Raw genomic sequence first — 19,149 nt, forward strand, 5'->3', positions numbered from 1 at the left:
AAAGCGACGCGAGCACGCGCGCAAATGGATCATCGGTCGCGGGTAATAACGAAGCGCGCGCAGTCGCGCAGGGTATCGGCGCGGGGGCCGTAGGGCGACAGCGCGGCGCAGGCTTCATCCACCAGTTCGCGCGCGCGAGACTTGGCGCCGTCCAGCCCCAGCAGCGACACGTAAGTCGCCTTACCCGCATCGGCGTCCTTGCCGACGGCCTTGCCCGTGGCCGCCGCGTCGCCCTCTACATCCAGCACATCATCCACGATCTGAAACGCACGGCCCAACGCGCGGGCGTAGGTCATCAGGGGGGCCGTATCAGCACCGGCCATCACCGGACCGGCACAGGCCGACCATTCGATCAACGCGCCGGTCTTCTTGGCCTGCAACGCCGCGATCCCATCCAGATCCAGCGGCTGCGCCGCCGTCTCGGCCGCGATATCCAGCGCTTGCCCGTAGACCATCCCGTCCGCCCCGGACGCCTGGGCAAGCGTCGCCGATAGCGCCAACTTCCGCTCGGCTGGCAAACCGCCCTCTGTCACCAGCTGGAACGCCACGGTCTGCAGGGCATCACCCACCAGCACAGCCGTCGCCTCGTCCCATTTTACATGAACCGTGGGCTGGCCGCGCCGCAGGGCGTCATCGTCCATGCAGGGTAGATCGTCGTGGACCAGCGAGTAGGCGTGCAGTGCCTCAATGGCAGCGGCGGCGGGCAAGGCATCGCGCTGCGCTACATCGTGCAGCGCCGCCGTCTCCAGCACAAGAAACCCGCGCAGCCGCTTGCCGCCAGCGGCCGCGTAACGCATCGCGTCCGTGATCGGACCTTCGGGAAAAGCGGCAAGCGTGGCGTCCAGATGCACGCCCACCGTGCGGGCCGCGTCATCCAGCCGGGCGGCGAAGCTCACGGATCCAAGGGCTCTGTGCCGGTGGCCTTGCCGTCGGCGCCAGCGGTGATCTTGGCGACCTTCTCTTCGGCGGCCTTCAGCGTCGCGGCGCAACGCTCTTTCAGCTTGGCGCCGCGCTCGTAAAGCTCAATCGATTTCTCCAGCTCGACGTCGCCGCGCTCCAGCTGGCCGACGACCTGCTCAAGCTCTTTCATCGCCTGCTCGAAGGACATCTTCTTGATATCATCGCCGCTCATGCGCTCGCCCCCTTCAACACATCCACATGCGCGCGGACGCTGTCCGCCAGCGCGTCCAGATCATAGCCGCCTTCCAGTGTCGAGACGATGCGCCCCTCGCAATGCGCCGCCGCGATCCCGCACAGGCGTTCCGTCAGCCACGTGAAATCGTCTTCGTCCCAGTTCAATTCCGCCAGCGGATCGGCGGCGTGGGCGTCGAAGCCCGCAGAGATCAGCAACAGTTCCGGCGCGAACCCGTCCAGGCGCGGGAAGACGACCTCTTCATAGGCGCGGCGCATTTCCGCGCCCCCGGTACGGGGGGCCAGCGGCACGTTCAGCACGTTGCCATGCGCGCCCGTCTCATGCTCTGCCCCGGTGCCCGGATACAGCGGCATCTGGTGGGACGACACGAACAGCACACGCTCATCGTTCCACAGCAGATCCTGCGTGCCGTTGCCGTGGTGCACATCGAAATCGACGATGGCGACGCGGTGCAGATGGTGACGCTCCAGCGCGTGCTTCGCGGCGATGACAACATTGCCGAACAGGCAGAACCCCATGGAGGTCTCAGTCTCCGCGTGATGGCCCGGAGGGCGGCAGCCAACGAAAGCCGCCTTCGCCTCATCATCCAGCACGGCGTCCACGGCGGCGATGTTGCCACCGACACCCCGCCGCGCGGCATTCAGCGTTCCGGGCGACATATGCGTATCGCCATCCAGCGCGATGGACCCGCGCTCGGGCGAGGCTTCCGTCACCCGATCCAGATACCGTTGCGGATGGACCAGCAGGATATCGTCGTCGGTACATTCGGGCGCGCTGCGCCGTTCCAACCCCAGCCCCGACAGCCCCCGCTCGACCGAATCGAGCCGTGCGATCTGTTCGGGATGGCCCGCGGGCGTGCGATGATCGCGCCCCGCGTCGTGCGAATACCAGATAACCGACATACTGCCCCCGTTCGTGTCGTCGCCAGCCTAACGCGCGCCCTAGTCGGGGGCCAGCATATAGCCAGCGCCGCGCACGGTTTGCAGGTAGCGCGGGTTCTTGGGGTCCGTCTCGATCTTGCGGCGCAGACGGGTGATCTGCACATCCACCGCACGATCCTGCGCGCCCTCGCCGTCCGGCCCGCCGCGCCCCAGATCCTCGATCAGCCGTTGCCGCGACACGACCTCTCCGGGGGATTTCGCGAAGATACGCATCAGCGCGCTTTCGGTGGCGGTCAGCCGCACCGTGTCCTCGCCCGACCACAGCTCTCCCCGCCCGATATCGTAGCGCACCGGCCCCAGCGACAGCATCTTGGGCTGCGCCTTCTCGGGCTCTGCACTGGGCATCCGGCGCAGGATGGCGTTGACGCGCAGAAGCAACTCCTTCGGCTCGAACGGCTTGGGCAGGTAGTCATCCGCCCCCGCTTCCAGCCCGGCGATGCGATGCTCTGTCTCTCCGCGCGCGGTCAGCAGCAGAGTCGGCAGCGAGCGGTCTTCCGTCAGCCAGCGGCACAGCGAAATCCCGTCTTCGCCCGGCATCATCACGTCCACCACCGCCAGATCGAAATCCAGACCCGCCAAGATACGCCGGGCGTGCGCCGCGTCGCGGGCCATGGTGACGTAAAAGCCGTTCTTCACCAAGAACTTGCCCAGCAGACCGCGAATGCGCTCGTCGTCGTCGATGACCAGCAGGTGTGGGGTGTCGATCATGCCGCGCCCTCGAACAATCGTTTCAGATCATCGTCCATCATCTCTTCCAGCACCGCACGAAAGCCCGACACCGCCTGCGGACCCGCGCGCCGGAAGGCATCGCGCATCCGGGCCGTCTGCGCCTCTGACAACTTGGCCTCCAGCGCGGCGCCTTCCTCGGTCAGCGTCAGGTGCCGTTCGCGCCGGTCGCGTGTGCCGACGGCGCTGACAACCAGGCCATCGGCGATCAATGTGCGCAGGATGCGGTTCAACGATTGCTTCGTCACGCCAAGGATCGCCAGCAAATTATTTACCGTCGTGCCGGGCCAACGGTTGATGAAGTGGATCGCGCGGTGGTGTGCGCGGCCGTAACCGTAATCTGCAAGGATGCGGTCGGGATCGGCTGTAAATCCCCGATACGCAAAGAACATCGCTTCGATCCCGCGGCGCAGCTGAGCGTCGGTCAGGAACAGCAGGTTTTCGTTTCTTGCCCGGTCTTCGGCCATGTCGCCCCCGAAAGTGCCTGTTCTTCGATCACGAGTTATGTCAGCACCGTTGACATTCTGCAAGCGCGCAAGCTACGTCAGACCATCAATTATAGACCGATTATGTCCAATTCGGACCTGATCGCGCAACATTCGGCAGGAGATGGCCCATGTCTGGTGGATACGACGATCGCGACGGCAAGATCTGGATGGATGGCACTCTGGTCGAATGGCGCGACGCCAAGGTCCACATCCTGACCCACGCGCTGCACTACGCGAGTTCCGTGTTCGAAGGGGAACGCTGCTACAACGGCACCATCTTCAAGTCCGTCCAGCATTCCGAACGTCTCAAGCGCTCCGCCAACCTGATCGACTTCGATATCCCCTATTCCGTCGATCAGCTTGAGACAGCGAAGGCCGAGGTTCTGAAGGCCAACGGCCTGACCGACGCCTACGTGCGCGCCATCGCATGGCGCGGCGCGGGCGAAGACATGGGCGTCGCGTCGGCCCGTAACCCGGTCCGCGTGGCGGTCGCCGCGTGGGAATGGGGCAACTATTACGGCGACGCCAAGACCAAGGGCGCCAAGCTGGACCTTGCCAAATGGAAACGCCCCAGCCCCGAGACGATCCCCTGCGAGGCGAAGGCCGCTGGCCTGTATATGATCTGCACCATGTCGAAGCACGCTGCCGAAGCGAAGGGCTGCTCTGACGCCATGATGCTGGACTATCGCGGCTACGTGGCCGAGGCGACGGGGGCCAACATCTTCTTCGTCAAGGACGGAGAGGTGCACACCCCCAAGCCCGACTGCTTCCTGAACGGCATCACCCGCCAGACCGTTCTGGCGATGCTGAAGGACAAGGGCATCACCGTCCACGAGCGGCACATCATGCCCGAGGAACTGGAAGGCTTCGAGCAGTGCTGGCTGACCGGCACCGCAGCAGAGGTCACGCCCGTGGGCCAGATCGGCGACTACCACTTCGAAGTCGGCGCGATGGCTCTGGACGTCGCCAGCAGCTACGAAAAGCTGGTGCGCAGCTAATTCTTACCCGACGAGCGGAACATGTCATAGGCGACCAGCGCAAGCGTCAGCCCGGCCACGATCATCAGGTCGGGCTCGGGCACCTCGAACACAAGGATGCCGACGAAGGCGGCAAGCGCCACGAAGGCCAGCAGGGCCAGGATGCGGTTCATGCGTCGTCCTCCGTTTCGATCCAGTCATACAGCCATTGCGCCGTGCGCAACAGGCGCGCGTCGTTGCCGCGCGCGCCGATCAGCTGCACGCCAAGGGGCATGTCTTCCACGTGCAAAACCGGCACGGTCACGGCAGGCGTGCCACACAGCGTCCACAGCCCGTTGAAGATCGCGTCGCCGGTCGTCTCCGGTCCGGGCGCGGGTCCAAGCGCGGCGGGGCACAGGATCGCGTCGCAGCGGGCGAAGATTTCATCCAACACCGCGTTCAGCACCTTGGGCCAATCCAGCGCGGCGATGTAATCGCGCGCCAGCGTCGTGTTGCCTTCCGCAATGGCATCCTGCGTGACCTGCGCCAGCCCACCGCGCTCGGCGTATGCATGATAGCAGCGCGCCATTTCCGCGAAGTTGATGCGGCGGCGGACGGTCTCTGCCTCGGCAAAGATCGCGGGCAGTTCTACGGGAAAGCACTGTTCACCCAACGCCTCGGACAGCTCGCCAATCGCCGCCAGAGTGTCGGGGTGCGCGCGGTCCGCGCCCGGCGGGGTCAGCACGGCGAAGATCGGTTTCAACGGCGCGCCCTTCGTCACCGTGGTCAGCATCGCGGGCGGCGGTAGCGGGGTGTCGCCCTCTGCCGGGCCGAACAACACGTCGCACAGCAGCGCCGCGTCGCGGGGGTCGCGGGGGAAGACGCCGACGGTATCCAAGCTGGGCGACTGCTGAAGAACCCCATGCGTCGGGATCGCGGCGAAGGTCGGCTTGAAGCCCGTCACGCCGCAGAACGAGGCGGGCCGCACCACCGATCCGCCGGTCTGTGTGCCGATGGCCAGCGGAGTCATCCCCGCCGCAACCGCCGCCGCGGACCCGGAAGACGAGCCGCCCGGCGTGCGGCCGACATTATGCGGATTGCGCGTCTTGCCCGGCTCCATAAACGCAAGTTCGGTTGTCACCGTCTTGCCAAGGATCAGCGCACCCGCAGCCTTCAGACGCTCGACCAGAAGTGCATCGCTGCGCGGCACACGACCGGCATCCGACGCGACCCCGTTCTCTGTCGGAATGCGCATCGTGTCGATCACATCCTTCAGACCGACCGGCACGCCATGCAGCGCGCCAATGGGCTGGCCGGACTTGCGCAGCTTGTCCAGAGCAACAGCCTGCTTGCGCACGAAGTCCGCATCGAACCACGCCCAAGCACCGATCTGCGGCTCCACCGCCTCGATCCGGGCGATATGCGCCTCGGCCACGTCCACCGCCGATAGCGTGCCGACGGCCAAACGGTCGCGAAGGTCCAGCGCCGAAAGCGCGGCAAGATCAGCCATAGAACAGTTCCGGCAGGTAGAAGACGATCTGCGGGAAGACATACATCAGTACCATGGATATGATGACGCAGACCAGGAACGGCAGGCACCCCGCGAAAATCTGCGTCAGGCGCACCTCTGGCGGAGCGATGCCTTTCAGATAGTAGGCCGACATCGCCATGGGTGGTGTCAGGAAAGAAGTTTGCAGGTTCAGTGCCACCAGCACGCCGAAGAACAGCGGGTCGATCTCGAAGAACATCAGAAGCGGCAGGAAGATCGGCACGAAGATGATGATGATCTCCGACCATTCCAGCGGCCAGCCCAGCAGGAAGATGATCACCTGTGCCAGCAGCAGGAACATCAACGGCGACAGGTTCAGCGATTGCACGAAGTGCGAGATCACTTCCTCTCCGCCCAGATACGAGAACACGGACGAGAAGGTGTAAGACCCGACGAACAGCCAGCACACCATCGCCGTCGTGCGGACCGTCAGATAGACGGATTCACGCAACCGCTGCCATGTCATCGCGCGGTAAAGTATGGCCAGAAGCATACCGCCCAACGCGCCGATGGATGCGGCTTCGGTCGGCGTTGCAAGGCCGAACAGGATAGAGCCCAGAACCGCCAAGATCAGGAACGCCAGCGGCACGAAGGACGTCAGCACCATGATGAAGAGCTTGCCGCCGGACACATCCGGGATGTCCTCTGCAGTGGGGCGCGGCGCGACGGACGGTTGCAGGATCGACCGCCCGACGACGTAGGCCAGATACAAGCCCGTCAGCGTCAAGCCCGGCAACAGCGCACCCGCGTACAGCCGCACGATCGAGACGTTGGAGGCAGCAGCATAAACGATCAGCATGATCGACGGCGGGATCAGGATGCCCAACGTGCCGCCCGCGCAGATGATGCCGGACGCAAAGCTGGGATTGTAGCGCGCCTTCAACATCGCGGGCAGCGCCAGCAGGCCCATCAGCGTCACGACCGCGCCCACGATGCCGGTGGCCGTGGCGAACAGCGCGCAGGTGATCAGGGCGGCAACGCCCATGGACCCCGGCACACGCTTCGACGCGATGTTCAGCGTGGAAAACAGGCGGTCCACGATGTTCGCGCGCTCGACGATGTAGCCCATGAACAGGAACAGCGGGACGGCGGTCAGAACCTCGTTCGACATGACCGTAAAGGTCTGGTTGATGAAGAGGTCGAATATTCGGTTGTTGAACAGCCCCTCCCACCAAAGCTGGGTCTGTTCCAGCCAGCCAGTCGTCTCGGGGTCCGCACGGTCGTAGCTGCGCCACATCCGGCGCGCGTCGAAGTAGGCGTAATAGCCAAAGCCGATGCCCATCGCCATCAACGTGAACGCGATGGGGAAGCCCAGGAACACGAAGACGATGAACAGCCCCAGCATCATCAGGGCGACCATGGGATCGGTCATGTGCGGTTGTCCTTCTCGGCCTCGTTGGCCTTTTGCATCAGCAGGTCTTCGGTTTCGAACACGTCTTCATGCGCCTTAATCCAGGTGCCGGTGCGGATGCAGTGGATGCAGCGGAAGACCTCTGCCACGCCTTGGATCAGCAGCAGGATGCCCGCCGCGACGATGATCGTCTTGAACTGATAGATTGGGATTCCGGCGGGGCTATTGACCGAGACCTCGCCGTATTGCCACGACCGTGCGGCGTATTTCCAACCGGCGAAGATCAGCGCCAGCACGCCCGGAAAGAAGAAGAGAAAGTAGAGAACCAGATCGACCTTGGCCTGCGTCTGTGGCGACCAGAGGCGATACAGGAAGTCGCCGCGCACGTGACCGCCGCGCGACAGGGTGTAGGCCCCGCCCATCATGAACAGCGTGCCGTACATGATCCACGATACGTCCAGCGCCCATGTGGTGGGCTTGTTCAGAACGTATCGCACGAACACCTCGTAGCCGGTGCCCACGGACATGAAGATGATAAGCCACGCGAATGCCTTGCCGAACCATGCCGACACGGAATCCGCAAAGCGGATGTAACTGATCACAGGGGTGCCCTTTCGGATGCGATGCGGGCCGCGCGATCACGCGGCCCGCAAGACGATCACATCGACAGTTTGCCGGGGAAGTAACGCTCGAACGCAAGGGCGTAATCGGGCGCGTTCATCAGCTCGTAGTAGCTGACCTGCTCGACCCAGGCGCGCTGGCTGTCGAGGCACTTCTTCATGAACGGATCGGCTTCCAGCTCGGGGATCAGCTCATCCCATGCGGCCAGCTGCGCATCCAGAATCTCGGTGCTGGTGCGCGTAACAGTCACGCCAGCTTCTTCTTCCAGATACTTCAGGTCCGCCGAGTAACGACGCGCGGCCTTCGCCTTGTTGGCGGTGGACGCGGCTTCGACGCCATGGATCAGGATCGCCTTCAGATCCGGCTCCATATCTTCCATCATCAGGCCGTTGAACAGGAATTCGAAGCTTTCGGACGCCTGGTGGTAGGACGACAGCAGATAGTTCTTGGCCACGTCCTGCGCACCGAAGTCGCGGTCGGACGAAGGGTTGTTGAATTCGAACGCATCGATGACGCCACGCTCCATCGCGGGCACGATCTCTCCGCCCGGAAGCTGCGCGACCGACATGCCAAGCTTGGCCATCAGGTCAGCGGCCAGACCAACGGTGCGGTACTTGAAGCCTTCCAGCTCTGCGACCGTGGTGACGGGCTCTTTGAACCAGCCGAAGGGCTGGGCATACATCGGGAAGCCCATGTAACCGTCGACGTCGAGACCCATGATGTCCTGCGTCAGTTCGTCGTACAGAGCCTTGCCGCCACCTTCGTAGAACCAGTTCATCATCGTCTCGGCAGAGCCACCGAACACGGGACCGGTGCCGAACAGCGATGCGGCCTTGTTCTTGCCGTACCAGTAGACGGGCACGGAATGCGCGGCGTCGATCAGACCGTCATTCACGGCATCAAGGACTTGGAACGCGGCCACAACGGCACCTGCGGGCAGCACATCGACCTGCAGGCGGCCACCCGACATCGCGTTGACGCGGTCGGCGTAGTCCTGGGCCATTTCCTGCCAGATGTTCGACGACGGCCAAGAGGTCTGCATCTTGATGACCTTGGGCGCCTGCGCCAGCACGGCGGGGGCGGCGATCAAGGATGCTGCACCGGCGGTGCCGCCCATCAGCGCGGATTTCTTCAGAAAGGACCGGCGGCCCATGCTGCTTTTCGACATTGGTATCTCCTCCCGAGAGATTGATGAACTCGCAGTTTTCTACACAAACTCCGGGTCGACATGCCCGGATAACACTGGTTGCGTCACCGGCGCTTAGTGTAGGCACCTCTTTCCATCGCGGTAAAGGCATTACACCGATGATGTTCGCGCGCCTTGTGCGCATCGCCACGTCAAGCGCCTGAAATCCGGCAACTAAAACAGGGTGCCGCAACCTTGCAGCGGTGACCTTTCTGCATCCCCGATCTAGGCTCTCCGCGACACTTCGCCTCGGGCAACTCCTTATGCGCTTGGGACCAAATGCTTCGGACACGCGAACCTCAGGCAGACAAACGCACCGCACGGCCGTAAGGCCGCCGTTTGCTAAACACCCTTTTACCGTCGCATTTCAGCGCACAAGCGCCCGATATTCTGGCAAACCTGCGCGGATCGGACTGAAACGCGCCGTCACGTTTCCGCCATCACCGCCCGCGCGGACCCATTCCTGATTTAAACAGCTTTCAGCATGACTGCAGGATCTGGGTCGAGGACATGGCTTTTTCACTTCGGAACGGTCTGGGCGTAGGGCCAGGCCAACGTAGCCGCGCATCCCTTGCGCATTTCCGCTCACGAACACGCGATGGATGGAAATGCGGCGGCGCAGCAAGCAATGATCCGCCGCGAAACGCAGGGCAAGCTTGCGATTCTCATATCGCAGAGCAGTTATTCCGATAGCATGACCATTACAGCCGACCAGCCACCCCGCCCCATTGCCGCAGCGCCGCATCCTCGCGCAGCGACCGGCGGCGTACGTATCCGCGACCCGCGCCTCGACTTCTACCGAGGCATGGCGATGTTCTTCATCTTCATCGCCCACACGCCCGGCAACGTCTTCAACAGCTGGATTCCCGCGCGCTTCGGCTTTTCGGACGCGACAGAGATCTTCGTGTTCTGCTCTGGCATGGCCTCAGCCATAGCCTTCGGCGCAGTCTTCGACCGGGCAGGCTGGCGCCTAGGAACAGTCCGCGTCGGCCACCGCGTGTGGCAAATCTACTGGGCGCATCTCGGCCTCTTCCTCGCCTGCGCCACGTTCCTTGCCGCGCTCGACCAGACCGGCGCTTTCGACACCGTCTACATCGGCACGCTGAACCTGTGGAAATTCTTTCAGGACGATCCCGGCCCGCTGCTCGTTGGCTTGATGACACTGACCTACGTGCCCAACTACTTCGACATCCTGCCGATGTATCTGGCGATCCTGCTGATGCTCCCGATCGTCATGGCGCTCGCCCGGCTGCACCCTGCCGCCGCTGGCGGTTTCGTCGTCGTGCTGTGGCTGCTTGCGCAATCCCAACTGTGGAGCTGGGGCGGCCTTGGCCTACCGGCAGAGCCGTGGTCCGACCGTCGCTGGTTCTTCAATCCCTTCGCATGGCAGTTGATCTTCTTCACTGGCTTCGCGCTCATGCGCGGTTGGCTGCCAACCCCGCCGGTACGAACGTGGCTGGTGCTGGTCGCCGCAGCGATTGTGGTGGCCTTCGCCCTCATGTCCGACGTGGCGATCCGAGAAGCGGGCCAGACCTGGGCGCGCGACTGGCGCGGCGACAACCCCCTGTGGGTGTCGAAATCAAACTTCGGCATCCTGCGCTACCTGCATTTCCTGGCGCTCGCCTACCTTGCCTGGGTCATCGCCGGTCCGGGCGGTCGCGCGCTGAATGGCCCCGATTTGCCGGTCGCATGGCGCCGCTTCGTCGCCGTCGTCACCAAGGTCGGTCAGCAATCGCTCGCCGTGTTCCTGTTCTCGATGTTCTGGGCGCGCGTGACCGGTTTCGGACTGGATCAAGTGGGCCGCGACTTCGGCACCGTGGCGCTGGCCAACGCCATCGGCTTCGCGCTGATGATCGCGCTGGCCTACGGCGTCGGCTGGATCAAAGGACAACCATGGAAGGCCCCCCGCCCATGATCGACAGACGCACTCTGATGGCCCTCTCCGCCGCGGCCCTCGCGCGCCCCACATTCGCCACCGAGCATGAGGGCGAACCGTTCACCCCACAAACCGTGATCGACCTTGCGAGGTCCCTGTCCGGACGCGATCGGGAAGAGCCTGCGAAGGTTCCGCAAGAATGGCTGGACTTGGACTACGATCAATACCGGTCGATCTGGTTCCGCCACGACCGCGCGCTGTGGCAAGACACCGAAAGCCCTTACCGCGTCGATTTCTTTGCGCCCGGCCTCTATTTCCCGACCCCGGTGCGCATCGATCTGGTCGAAGACGGCATGGCCCGCCAACACCCGTTCACCCTGTCGGATTTCGACCGCAGCGACCAATTCCCGGACCTTGGCCCCGATCCGTCGCTTGGCTTCTCTGGCTTCCGCCTGCGCACGGGTCTGGAAACGCCGGACATCTTCCAGGAGTTCTGCGTTTTCCAAGGCGCCAGCTATCTGCGCGCCATCGGTCGAGGTCAGGTCTATGGCCTCTCCGCCCGAGGCCTTGCCCTTGGCACCGGATCGCCTGGCGGCGAGGAATTCCCGGAGTTTCGACGTTTCTGGCTGGAATCCCCAGCCCCCGGAGACACGCGCATCACGGTGCACGCCCTGCTCGACAGCCCGTCCGTGGCAGGGGCCTACACCTTCGTCATCGACCCCGGCGACAGCACGGTGATGGATGTGACTGCCACCCTGTTTCCGCGCGTAGAACTGGAACGGGTCGGCATCGCGCCCATGACATCCATGTTCCTGTTCGACGCCACCAACCGCAATCGCTTCGACGATTTCCGCCCCGCCGTGCACGACAGCGACGGGCTGTCCATGTGGAACGGTGCCGGAGAGCGTCTGTGGCGGCCCTTGGCGAACCCTTCAACTCTGCAGATCTCCAGCTTCTCAGACAACGGCCCCAAGGGCTTCGGCCTGATGCAGCGGTCCCGCGCCGTGGGTGATTTTTCGGACTTCGAGGCGGACTACCACCGCCGCCCCTCTCTATGGATCGAACCTCTGGAGAACTGGGGCCAAGGCGCGGTCGAGCTTGTCGAGATCCCGGCGGATCGCGAAATCTACGACAACATCGTTGCCGCATGGCGCCCCCGCACCGCACTGCAGCCCGGCCAACGCCATAACATTGCCTACCGCCTGCATTGGACCGACGCCGCCCCGAACCCCGGCGACGTGGCGCAGGTCACAGAGACCCGACAGGGTTTGGGCTTTGAGCAGACGGACCGCGTTTTCGCCATCGACTTCGCGGCGCACCCTGCGCTGGACGGCGATCTTGATGCGCTGACGCCTTTCGTCGGGGCAAGCGAAGGCTCGCTTACCGGTCCCCGCTTGGAACGGCATCCCGGAACCGGTGGCGTGCGGCTCAGTTTCGCCTTCGACCCTGCCGAAGGCACGGCGCGCGAATTCCGCGCCCAAATCCTGCGCGATGGCACACCCGTTACCGAAGTTTGGCTTTACCGATGGACGACCTGATACGCCTTGATGCAACCGGCAGCCGCATGCCGCCCGAAGCGCCCCTGCCGCATCCGCGTCAGTCGCTGGCGACCGGCTTCACTGGAGACGGCGGTAGCACTGCGCCGCTATCGCGTCCACGCGGCATGCGTTGGCTGACCTTCGCGCCCGCGATCCTGACCACCGCAGCGCTCTTGCTCGCCTTCGCCCACTGGGCCGCCGCCGATGGCCTGATCTGGCTGGAAACGGCGCTGATTGGTCTGACGGGTCTCACGTTTTTCTGGATCGCCCTTTCGCTGGCGACGGTGACGACCGGCTTGCTCTCCCGCCGCGCCGAGCAAATCGCAGCGTCTGACAACGCGCCGTTGACGGTCGCGCTTGTCGTGCCGATCCACCAAGAGGATGCAGCAGACGTGTTCGGCAACGCGCGGGCGATGCTCGACGCCTTGGCTGCCGCGCCGTCTCACCATGCCTTTACGCTGTATTTTCTAAGCGACACGCGTGACCCGGTGCTGGCAGAGGCCGAGTTGCGCGCCTTCGCCGCCATGGATGACAGCGCCCCGATCCCGGTGCATTACCGGAGGCGTGCCGAAAATACCGACGCCAAGGTCGGCAACCTGTCCGATTGGGTCAGCCGTTGGGGCGGACGGCACGATGCGATGATCGTGCTGGATGCCGACAGCCTGATGGGCGCGAACGCCATCGTCGATCTCACCGACGCGCTTGCGGGCGACCCGAACGCCGGGCTGATCCAGTCCTTCCCGCGTCTCTATGGCGCGAAAACCCTCTTCGCGCGGATGCAACAGTTCGCATCCGCTGTCTACGGCATGCCGTTGGCAGAGGGGCTGGCCGCCTGGACGGATAGAGAGGGCAACTATTGGGGCCACAACGCCATCATCCGCGTACCCGCCTTCGCTGCCTGCGCGGGCCTGCCTGCCGGACCGGGCGGGGGCCTGATCCTCAGCCACGATTTCGTCGAGGCCGGCCTGTTGCGCCGGGCCGGTTGGTCTGTGCGCTTCCTGCCGCGCATCGCCGAAAGCTACGAAGAAGTGCCGCCGACGCTCATCGACTACATCATCCGTGATCGCCGCTGGTGTCGGGGCAACCTGCAACACCTGCGCCTGCTGGGCGCCAAGGGCTTCGCCAGCGTCTCACGCTTCCACCTGTTCCAGGGTGCCATGGCCTACCTGTTGTCACTGGCGTGGTTCGGCCTTCTACTGATCTGGGCGCTACTGGGCGAGGGCAGCAACGGCTCCGTCGTGTCCTACTTCTCAGGCGAGAACCCACAGGTGACATGGCCGCGCATGAACAACGAAGGCAACGCGGCCTTCCTGATCTTCATGTACGCGATGCTGCTTGCCCCAAAAGCGATGGCCGCCCTATCGGTGCGCCGCTTCGGGCGTCGCTATGCCGACCTCGGCGGGCCGCTGCGCTTCGTCGCGTCGCTGGCTACAGAGATTGTCGGCTCGGTCCTCTTCGCGCCGATCATGATGGTGCAGCAAACCCAATCGGTCCTGCGCGCAGCCTTCGGGCAAGGCTCTGGCTGGAAGCCACAGGTGCGCAACGGCACGCGTCTCGGCTGGACCGCCATCCTCAAGTTCCACGCGGTCGAAACGGCGCTGGGCCTTTTACTGACCGCAGGGATGTTCCTGGGGCTGGTGTCGTGGTGGCTGTCGCCTGTCGTCTTTTCGCTGCTGATGGCTGTCCCGCTATCACGTCTCAGCGGGCTGGACCTGCACCGCGTCGGTCTTGGCGGCCTGCTGGGAACAGAGGACCAGTTCAACGCGCCCGAGATCATCCGAAGCGCGCTTCATCACCGTCAGGCGTTCCGGCACTATCTGGACGACACCAAGATCGCAGCAGAGTAAGCGCACCGCAGTCTTCCGTCAGGCGACCATCGCCTCGGCGTTCTTCAGGTCCACGCTGACCAACTGGCTGACACCCTGTTCGCCCATCGTGACGCCGAACAGCCGGTCCATCCGCGCCATCGTTACCGCATGGTGCGTGATGATCAGGAACCGCGTGTCGGTCTGGCGCGTCATCTCGTCCAGCAGGTCACAGAAACGCGTGACGTTCGCATCGTCCAAGGGCGCGTCCACCTCGTCCAGCACGCAGATCGGCGCGGGATTGGCGAGGAATACAGCGAAGATCAGCGCCATGGCGGTCAACGTCTGCTCACCGCCCGACAGCAATGACAGGGTGGATAGCTTCTTGCCCGGCGGCTGACACAGGATTTCAAGACCAGCATCCAGCGGATCGTCCGACTCGATCAGTTCCAGCCGCGCATCCCCCCCGCCGAACAGCGTCTTGAACAGCGTGCCGAAGCTGGCGTTCACCTCCTCGAACGCGGTCAGCAGCCGTTCGCGCCCCTCTCTGTTCAGCCCGGCGATGCCCTTGCGCAACTCGGCGATGGCCGCTTCCAGATCGGCATTCTCGGTGACCAGACCGGTATGCTCGGCCTCGACCTCTTTGGCATCCTCTTCAGCGCGCAGGTTTACAGCGCCCAAAGCATCGCGCTGGCGACGCAGGGTCGCGATCTCGTCTTCGATCTCGCGCGCGGGGGGCAAAGCGTCGGGGTCGGAAACGGCCAGCTGTTCCAACAAAGTCTCGGGCGCCTGATCCAGATCCTCGCGGATGCGCTCTGCCGCAGCGGTTACGGCGGCACGGGTAGCGTCCGCCTGCGCCTCGGCTGCGGCGCGCGATTCGCGCGCTTCACCAGCGGCACGCTCTGCCGTTCGCTCGGACAGTGTCGCTTCGCGCAATGCGGTTTCACCTGCTTCAAGCGCGGCCTTCGCGGCCCCACGGCGCGCCTGCGCATCCTGCAGGCCGCTCGTCAGCTTGCCCTGTTGCGCGGCGATTTCAGCAGGCGCAGCTTCGGCGCGCGACAGCTCGGTCGCCGTTCGATCGCGCCGGGATGCGATCTCTCCCAAGCGCCCACCGGCACTGGACAGGCGCGCCCGCCAAGAGGCCACGTCCTTCTCGATCTCCGCCAGTCGCTTCGTGCGCGCCGCACCCTCGCGACGCAATTCATCATGCGCTGCACGCTTGGCCATCGTCGTCATCCGCGCGGCTTCGACGGTCAGTTTCACATCCGCCACACGTGTGCGCAGCCCCTCCAGATCGGCAAGACCAGCCATACCAGCTTCGGCCTCGGAAAACCGTTTCGCCGCGCTGCGCGCATCCTCGGCGTGGCGCGCAACGGCCTCGCGCGCGGTCTCCAGCCGCCCCGTCGCAAGATCGCGATCCGCCTCGGCCCGCGACAGCGCGCGGCTGAGTTCGGTGACGCGCGCGTCGGCCTCACGTCGGGCGGTGCGCGCATCGGCATCGGCCCGAGCCAGTTCGGCGGCGCGCGCCTCGACGGCCGCGTGGCGCTTGGTTGCGGCATCGGCCTGCGCCTCCAAAGCCTCCAGATCAGTGGTCAGCGCGTTCAGCCGGTTGCGCTGTTGCAGGCGCAATGCCGCTTGGCTTGGCGCGTCTTCTGGGCGGGCGCGGTAGCCGTCCCAGCGCCACAGATGCCCCTCGGTCGAGACCAGCCGCTGCCCCGGAGGCAACCCCGCCTGCATCGCATCACCGGCGGCGGCATTCACGACGCCGATCAAAGCCAAGCGACGGGACAGGGCGGGCGGAGCGTCCACCGCATCGGCCAGCGGAGTCGCCCCCGCAGGCAGGGTCGGCGCGTCGTCGTAGACGTCCAGCGTGACCCAGCCGGTCCCCTCCGTCACAAGCGGCGCGCGCAGATCGTCGGCCAAAGCGGCACCGATCGCCGCCTCGAACCCCGTATCGACGCGCAGTCGGTCCATCAGGCTTTCCCCACCCTCCGCATCCCGCGCGACTAGGCGGGACAGCGCCTGATGTTCCGCACGCAGGGTGCCCAGCGCGCCCGTCGCCTCGGACCGTGCGGCACGGGCCTCTGCTTCCTCGGACTGGATGCGCGCGCGGGCAGCATCGGCAGCATCCAGCGCGGCCTCGGCCCTGTCGGCCAACGCACGGGCGGCGTCCTGCTCGGCACCCGCCTTGGTGGCGCGGCTTTCGGCATCGGCCAATGCGGCTTCCGCCTGCGCGACCGTTTCCTTGGCCCGACTTTCCGCCTGAGCGCTACGCTCAACCGCCGCCCGGCTGTCGTCCAAAAGGCGCTGGGCGGACTGGTGGCGGGCGGCAAGCCGGGCAACATCTTCGGTCAGCGCTGCCAAGGCCCCTTCCCGTTCACCCAGGATTCGCGCGGCCTCATCTGCCGCAGCGGCAGCCCCAGTCAGATCATCGTCATACCCGTCCTCATCAGCGCGCAGGCGAGTGGCTTCGTCTTCCAGCGCGGCGATGGACTGGTCGGCATCGGCGTTCAAAGCGGCTTCACGCTCGGCATCGCGGTCCAGCTGGCGCAGGCGACCGGACAGTCGGGCGATCAGATCTTCGGCCTGCTTCGCGCGATCTGCCAGCGTCGCGGCTTCGACCTCTAGCCGCTGCACCAGCGCGGCGGCGACGGCGTCTTCCTCGCGCAAGGCAGGCATCGCGCCGTCAGCCTCTTCGCGCAATCGGGCCGCTTCCAGCGCTGCGCGCTCGGCCGTTGCAGCGGCAGTTGCACGGTCGCGCAAGGTCGCATCGGCTGCACCACGAGCTTCTTCAGCCTCACGCCAGCGGCGATACAACAACAGACCCTCTGCCCGGCGCAGCCGATCCCCGATCTGGCGATAGCGCGCGGCCTGCTTGGCTTGCCGGGCGAGCTGCTGAAGCTGAGCGGCGAGCGCGTCGATAGTGTCGTCCAGCCGCGCAAGGTTCGCCTCTGCGCCCTTCAGCTTCAACTCGGCCTCGTGCCGCCGCTGATACAGGCCGGAAATACCCGCAGCTTCCTCTAGAATGCGGCGGCGGTTCTTCGGCTTGGCGTGAATCAACTCACTGATCTGGCCCTGCCGCACCAGCGCCGGGGAATGCGCGCCGGTCGAGGCGTCGGCAAACAGCATCTGCACATCGCGGGCGCGCACGTCGCGACCTTGCGCCTTGTACGCGCTACCCGCGTCGCGGGTGATGCGGCGCACGATGTCGATCTGGTCGGCGTCGTTGAAAGTCGCGGGGGCCAGACGGTCGGCGTTGTCGATCACAAGGCTGACTTCGGCGAAGTTGCGCGCGGGACGAGAGGAGGTGCCCGCGAAGATCACATCCTCCATACCGCCGCCGCGCATCGCGGTCGGTCGATTTTCACCCATGACCCAACGCAGAGCTTCCAGAAGGTTGGACTTGCCGCAACCATTCGGGCCGACCACGCCCGTCAAACCGTCAGCGATCACCAGATCGGTCGGATCGACGAAAGACTTGAAGCCGTTCAGGCGCAGTCGTGTGAATTGCATGAGGGAAAGTCCCGATTGCCAGTTGGGCAACAGGATCAGGCGTGTGCGTCAGCCTGTCAACGCTGACGCACCAGATCGGGTCTGTATGGGCGGGTTATCCCCAAGATATTGCCTTGCAGCCTAGTCTCTATCGCCATCGTAGGGTTCCGGCCCCCGGATCGGCTTGTCGCGCCGTTCGTCGATGGCGACATCATCCTCAGGCTTCGAGGGTTTGTCGTACTTGGTCTGGCCCTTGCCCTTGTCTTCAGCTTCGCTGATGCCGAAGCCCTTCTTGGCGTCGTTGCGTTCTTTGCTCATGCCCGTGTCCTTCGATTGGGTGCATCGGGAAACGCGTCGCAGACGAACCGGTTGCGCGACGCATGCGCACACAGGGTCAGTGCGGATCGAGCACGATCACAGCCGTCGGCACCGGCGGGGGCGCATCCTTGCAGCGCAGGCGGGCGAGCACGATCGCCTGATCGCCATCGACACTACGCACGGGGCACCCGGCCACGCGCTCCACGGCCATGGTAGCGGCGTCGAAAACGGCGCGCTTCTTCGGAAGCCAATTGCGCGACACGCGAATGGCCTGCGCGGTGTCCCCCTTTATGCGGACCTGAAACGCCATAGCCCCGATCTCGACACGCTGCGCTGGAACGTTGCGCATCGAGAGACTTGGCGAATCGCACCCTGCGAGGATGAGCACAAAGATCAGTAGAAGAGGTACAAACGGCATACGACACGTATACCCGGACACCCTTAAAGAAGCGTTAAGCCGCTAAGATCGCGGGTCACTTCAAGGCAAACGGCGGTGAAGAGGATCCCGGTCGCGATCAGCACGATGGCGTGCCAGATCGCCGTCTGGAACGGCAGGCGCTTTGCCAGGAAGATCGGCACGCCCAAGGTGTAAAGCACACCGGCCACCGCGATCAGGATAGCGACGGGGCGGTCCACGTCTGCCAGGATCTCTCGGCCGAAATAGACGCCGACCCAAGCCAGCCCCAGATACAGCGCCAAACCCAACCAGCGCAGGCGATCTGGTGCGATCATCTTCAGCGACGTGCCGCCCAGCGCCACGGCCCAAAGCCCCGCCAGAAAGCCCACCCCCGCCGATCCCGTCAGCGCGACAAGCGGCGTGAAACTGCCAGCGATCTTAAGGTAGATGGCCGAGTGATCCAGCCGCTTGAACAGCGGGGTAAACCGACCCTCGGCCGACATGTTGTACAGCGCGGAACATCCCAGCATCGCCAGAAGCGTCGCACAGTAGACCGATACGGCCGCAACGGTGCCAGCATCGCCCCGCCACGTCACAGCCATCCAGACCAGCACCGGCACCGCGATTGCGGCCAGCGACAGACCCAACACGTGTACGACGGCATCGGACAGCCGTTCTGCGCGGACGCGGGGGTGAAGGGTGGGTGCGGTGATCGGGGCCATACAGCATAACCTGGCCCCGAAGCGCTTGGC

General features: G+C 64.7%; 18 protein-coding genes. 4 read left to right on the forward strand and 14 right to left on the reverse strand.

All coding sequences use genetic code 11. From position 1 onward, the window contains the following. Positions 1–29: 29 nt before the first annotated feature. From FIU81_RS14620 to FIU81_RS14640, 5 genes are read right to left on the reverse strand one after another with little or no spacing between them, the layout of a single operon-like run. The gene (locus FIU81_RS14620; protein WP_172971488.1) at positions 30–896 is read right to left on the reverse strand and encodes a polyprenyl synthetase family protein; all 867 of its coding nucleotides are present in this window, start codon (positions 894–896) and stop codon (positions 30–32) included. Further along, positions 893–1,132, reverse strand: a complete 240-nt coding sequence (locus FIU81_RS14625; protein ID WP_124110345.1) for an exodeoxyribonuclease VII small subunit — start codon at positions 1,130–1,132, stop codon at positions 893–895. The genes FIU81_RS14620 and FIU81_RS14625 overlap by 4 nt, the downstream gene beginning before the upstream one ends. Continuing rightward, positions 1,129–2,055 (reverse strand): histone deacetylase family protein, encoded by a 927-nt coding sequence (locus FIU81_RS14630; protein ID WP_124110344.1) that lies wholly within the window; start codon positions 2,053–2,055, stop codon positions 1,129–1,131. Before FIU81_RS14630 ends, FIU81_RS14625 begins: the two co-directional genes overlap by 4 nt. Before the next feature lie 39 nt (positions 2,056–2,094). Beyond that, positions 2,095–2,802, reverse strand: a complete 708-nt coding sequence (locus FIU81_RS14635; protein ID WP_124110343.1) for a response regulator — start codon at positions 2,800–2,802, stop codon at positions 2,095–2,097. After that, complete coding sequence (locus FIU81_RS14640; RefSeq protein WP_124110342.1) at positions 2,799–3,287, reverse strand: MarR family winged helix-turn-helix transcriptional regulator; 489 nt, start codon at positions 3,285–3,287, stop codon at positions 2,799–2,801. The genes FIU81_RS14635 and FIU81_RS14640 overlap by 4 nt, the downstream gene beginning before the upstream one ends. Before the next feature lie 149 nt (positions 3,288–3,436). Here FIU81_RS14640 and FIU81_RS14645 point away from each other — a divergent pair, with 149 nt between their 5' ends. Continuing rightward, entirely contained in the window at positions 3,437–4,306 is an 870-nt protein-coding gene (locus FIU81_RS14645; protein ID WP_124110341.1) for a branched-chain amino acid aminotransferase, read from the forward strand. Here FIU81_RS14645 and FIU81_RS16800 read toward each other — a convergent pair. From FIU81_RS16800 to FIU81_RS14665, 5 genes are read right to left on the reverse strand one after another with little or no spacing between them, the layout of a single operon-like run. Next, a complete protein-coding gene (locus tag FIU81_RS16800; RefSeq protein WP_172971489.1) occupies positions 4,303–4,458 on the reverse strand; it encodes a hypothetical protein in 156 nt (51 codons plus the stop codon). The genes FIU81_RS14645 and FIU81_RS16800 overlap by 4 nt on opposite strands. Continuing rightward, positions 4,455–5,774 carry an amidase gene (locus FIU81_RS14650; protein WP_254695931.1) on the reverse strand — a complete coding sequence of 440 codons (1,320 nt, stop codon included), beginning with the start codon at positions 5,772–5,774 and terminating at the stop codon, positions 4,455–4,457. Before FIU81_RS14650 ends, FIU81_RS16800 begins: the two co-directional genes overlap by 4 nt. Further along, entirely contained in the window at positions 5,767–7,185 is a 1,419-nt protein-coding gene (locus FIU81_RS14655) for a TRAP transporter large permease (protein ID WP_124110339.1), read from the reverse strand. The genes FIU81_RS14650 and FIU81_RS14655 overlap by 8 nt, the downstream gene beginning before the upstream one ends. Then, positions 7,182–7,766, reverse strand: a complete 585-nt coding sequence (locus tag FIU81_RS14660) for a TRAP transporter small permease subunit (protein ID WP_124110338.1) — start codon at positions 7,764–7,766, stop codon at positions 7,182–7,184. Before FIU81_RS14660 ends, FIU81_RS14655 begins: the two co-directional genes overlap by 4 nt. Positions 7,767–7,822: 56 nt before the next feature. After that, complete coding sequence (locus FIU81_RS14665) at positions 7,823–8,953, reverse strand: TRAP transporter substrate-binding protein (RefSeq protein ID WP_124110337.1); 1,131 nt, start codon at positions 8,951–8,953, stop codon at positions 7,823–7,825. 712 nt (positions 8,954–9,665) lie between these two features. Here FIU81_RS14665 and FIU81_RS14670 point away from each other — a divergent pair. The 3 genes from FIU81_RS14670 to mdoH are packed head-to-tail and all read left to right on the forward strand — an operon-like array spanning position 9,666 to position 14,232. Further along, positions 9,666–10,886: an OpgC family protein gene (locus FIU81_RS14670; RefSeq protein ID WP_124110336.1), complete on the forward strand. Its 1,221-nt coding sequence runs from the start codon at positions 9,666–9,668 to the stop codon at positions 10,884–10,886. Then, positions 10,883–12,385, forward strand: coding sequence for a glucan biosynthesis protein (locus FIU81_RS14675; RefSeq protein ID WP_124110335.1), 1,503 nt, complete (start codon positions 10,883–10,885; stop codon positions 12,383–12,385). Before FIU81_RS14670 ends, FIU81_RS14675 begins: the two co-directional genes overlap by 4 nt. Next, on the forward strand, positions 12,373–14,232 hold the full coding sequence (gene mdoH / locus FIU81_RS14680) for a glucans biosynthesis glucosyltransferase MdoH (RefSeq protein WP_254695932.1): 1,860 nt from the start codon (positions 12,373–12,375) through the stop codon (positions 14,230–14,232). Before FIU81_RS14675 ends, mdoH begins: the two co-directional genes overlap by 13 nt. 18 nt (positions 14,233–14,250) lie before the next feature. On the opposite strand, the gene smc is transcribed toward mdoH, so the two are convergent. From smc to trhA, 4 genes are all read right to left on the reverse strand, one after another. Next, positions 14,251–17,703, reverse strand: a complete 3,453-nt coding sequence (gene smc / locus FIU81_RS14685) for a chromosome segregation protein SMC (protein ID WP_124110334.1) — start codon at positions 17,701–17,703, stop codon at positions 14,251–14,253. Positions 17,704–17,823: 120 nt separating this feature from the next. Beyond that, positions 17,824–18,000 (reverse strand): hypothetical protein, encoded by a 177-nt coding sequence (locus FIU81_RS16805; protein WP_172971490.1) that lies wholly within the window; start codon positions 17,998–18,000, stop codon positions 17,824–17,826. Between the two features lie 76 nt (positions 18,001–18,076). After that, a complete protein-coding gene (locus tag FIU81_RS14690) occupies positions 18,077–18,349 on the reverse strand; it encodes a hypothetical protein (protein ID WP_124110333.1) in 273 nt (90 codons plus the stop codon). 92 nt (positions 18,350–18,441) lie between these two features. After that, a complete protein-coding gene (gene trhA / locus FIU81_RS14695; RefSeq protein WP_124110332.1) occupies positions 18,442–19,119 on the reverse strand; it encodes a PAQR family membrane homeostasis protein TrhA in 678 nt (225 codons plus the stop codon). Positions 19,120–19,149 lie beyond the last annotated feature (30 nt).

The sequence above is a fragment of the Palleronia sp. THAF1 genome, from assembly GCF_009363795.1.
Lineage (GTDB): Bacteria > Pseudomonadota > Alphaproteobacteria > Rhodobacterales > Rhodobacteraceae > Palleronia.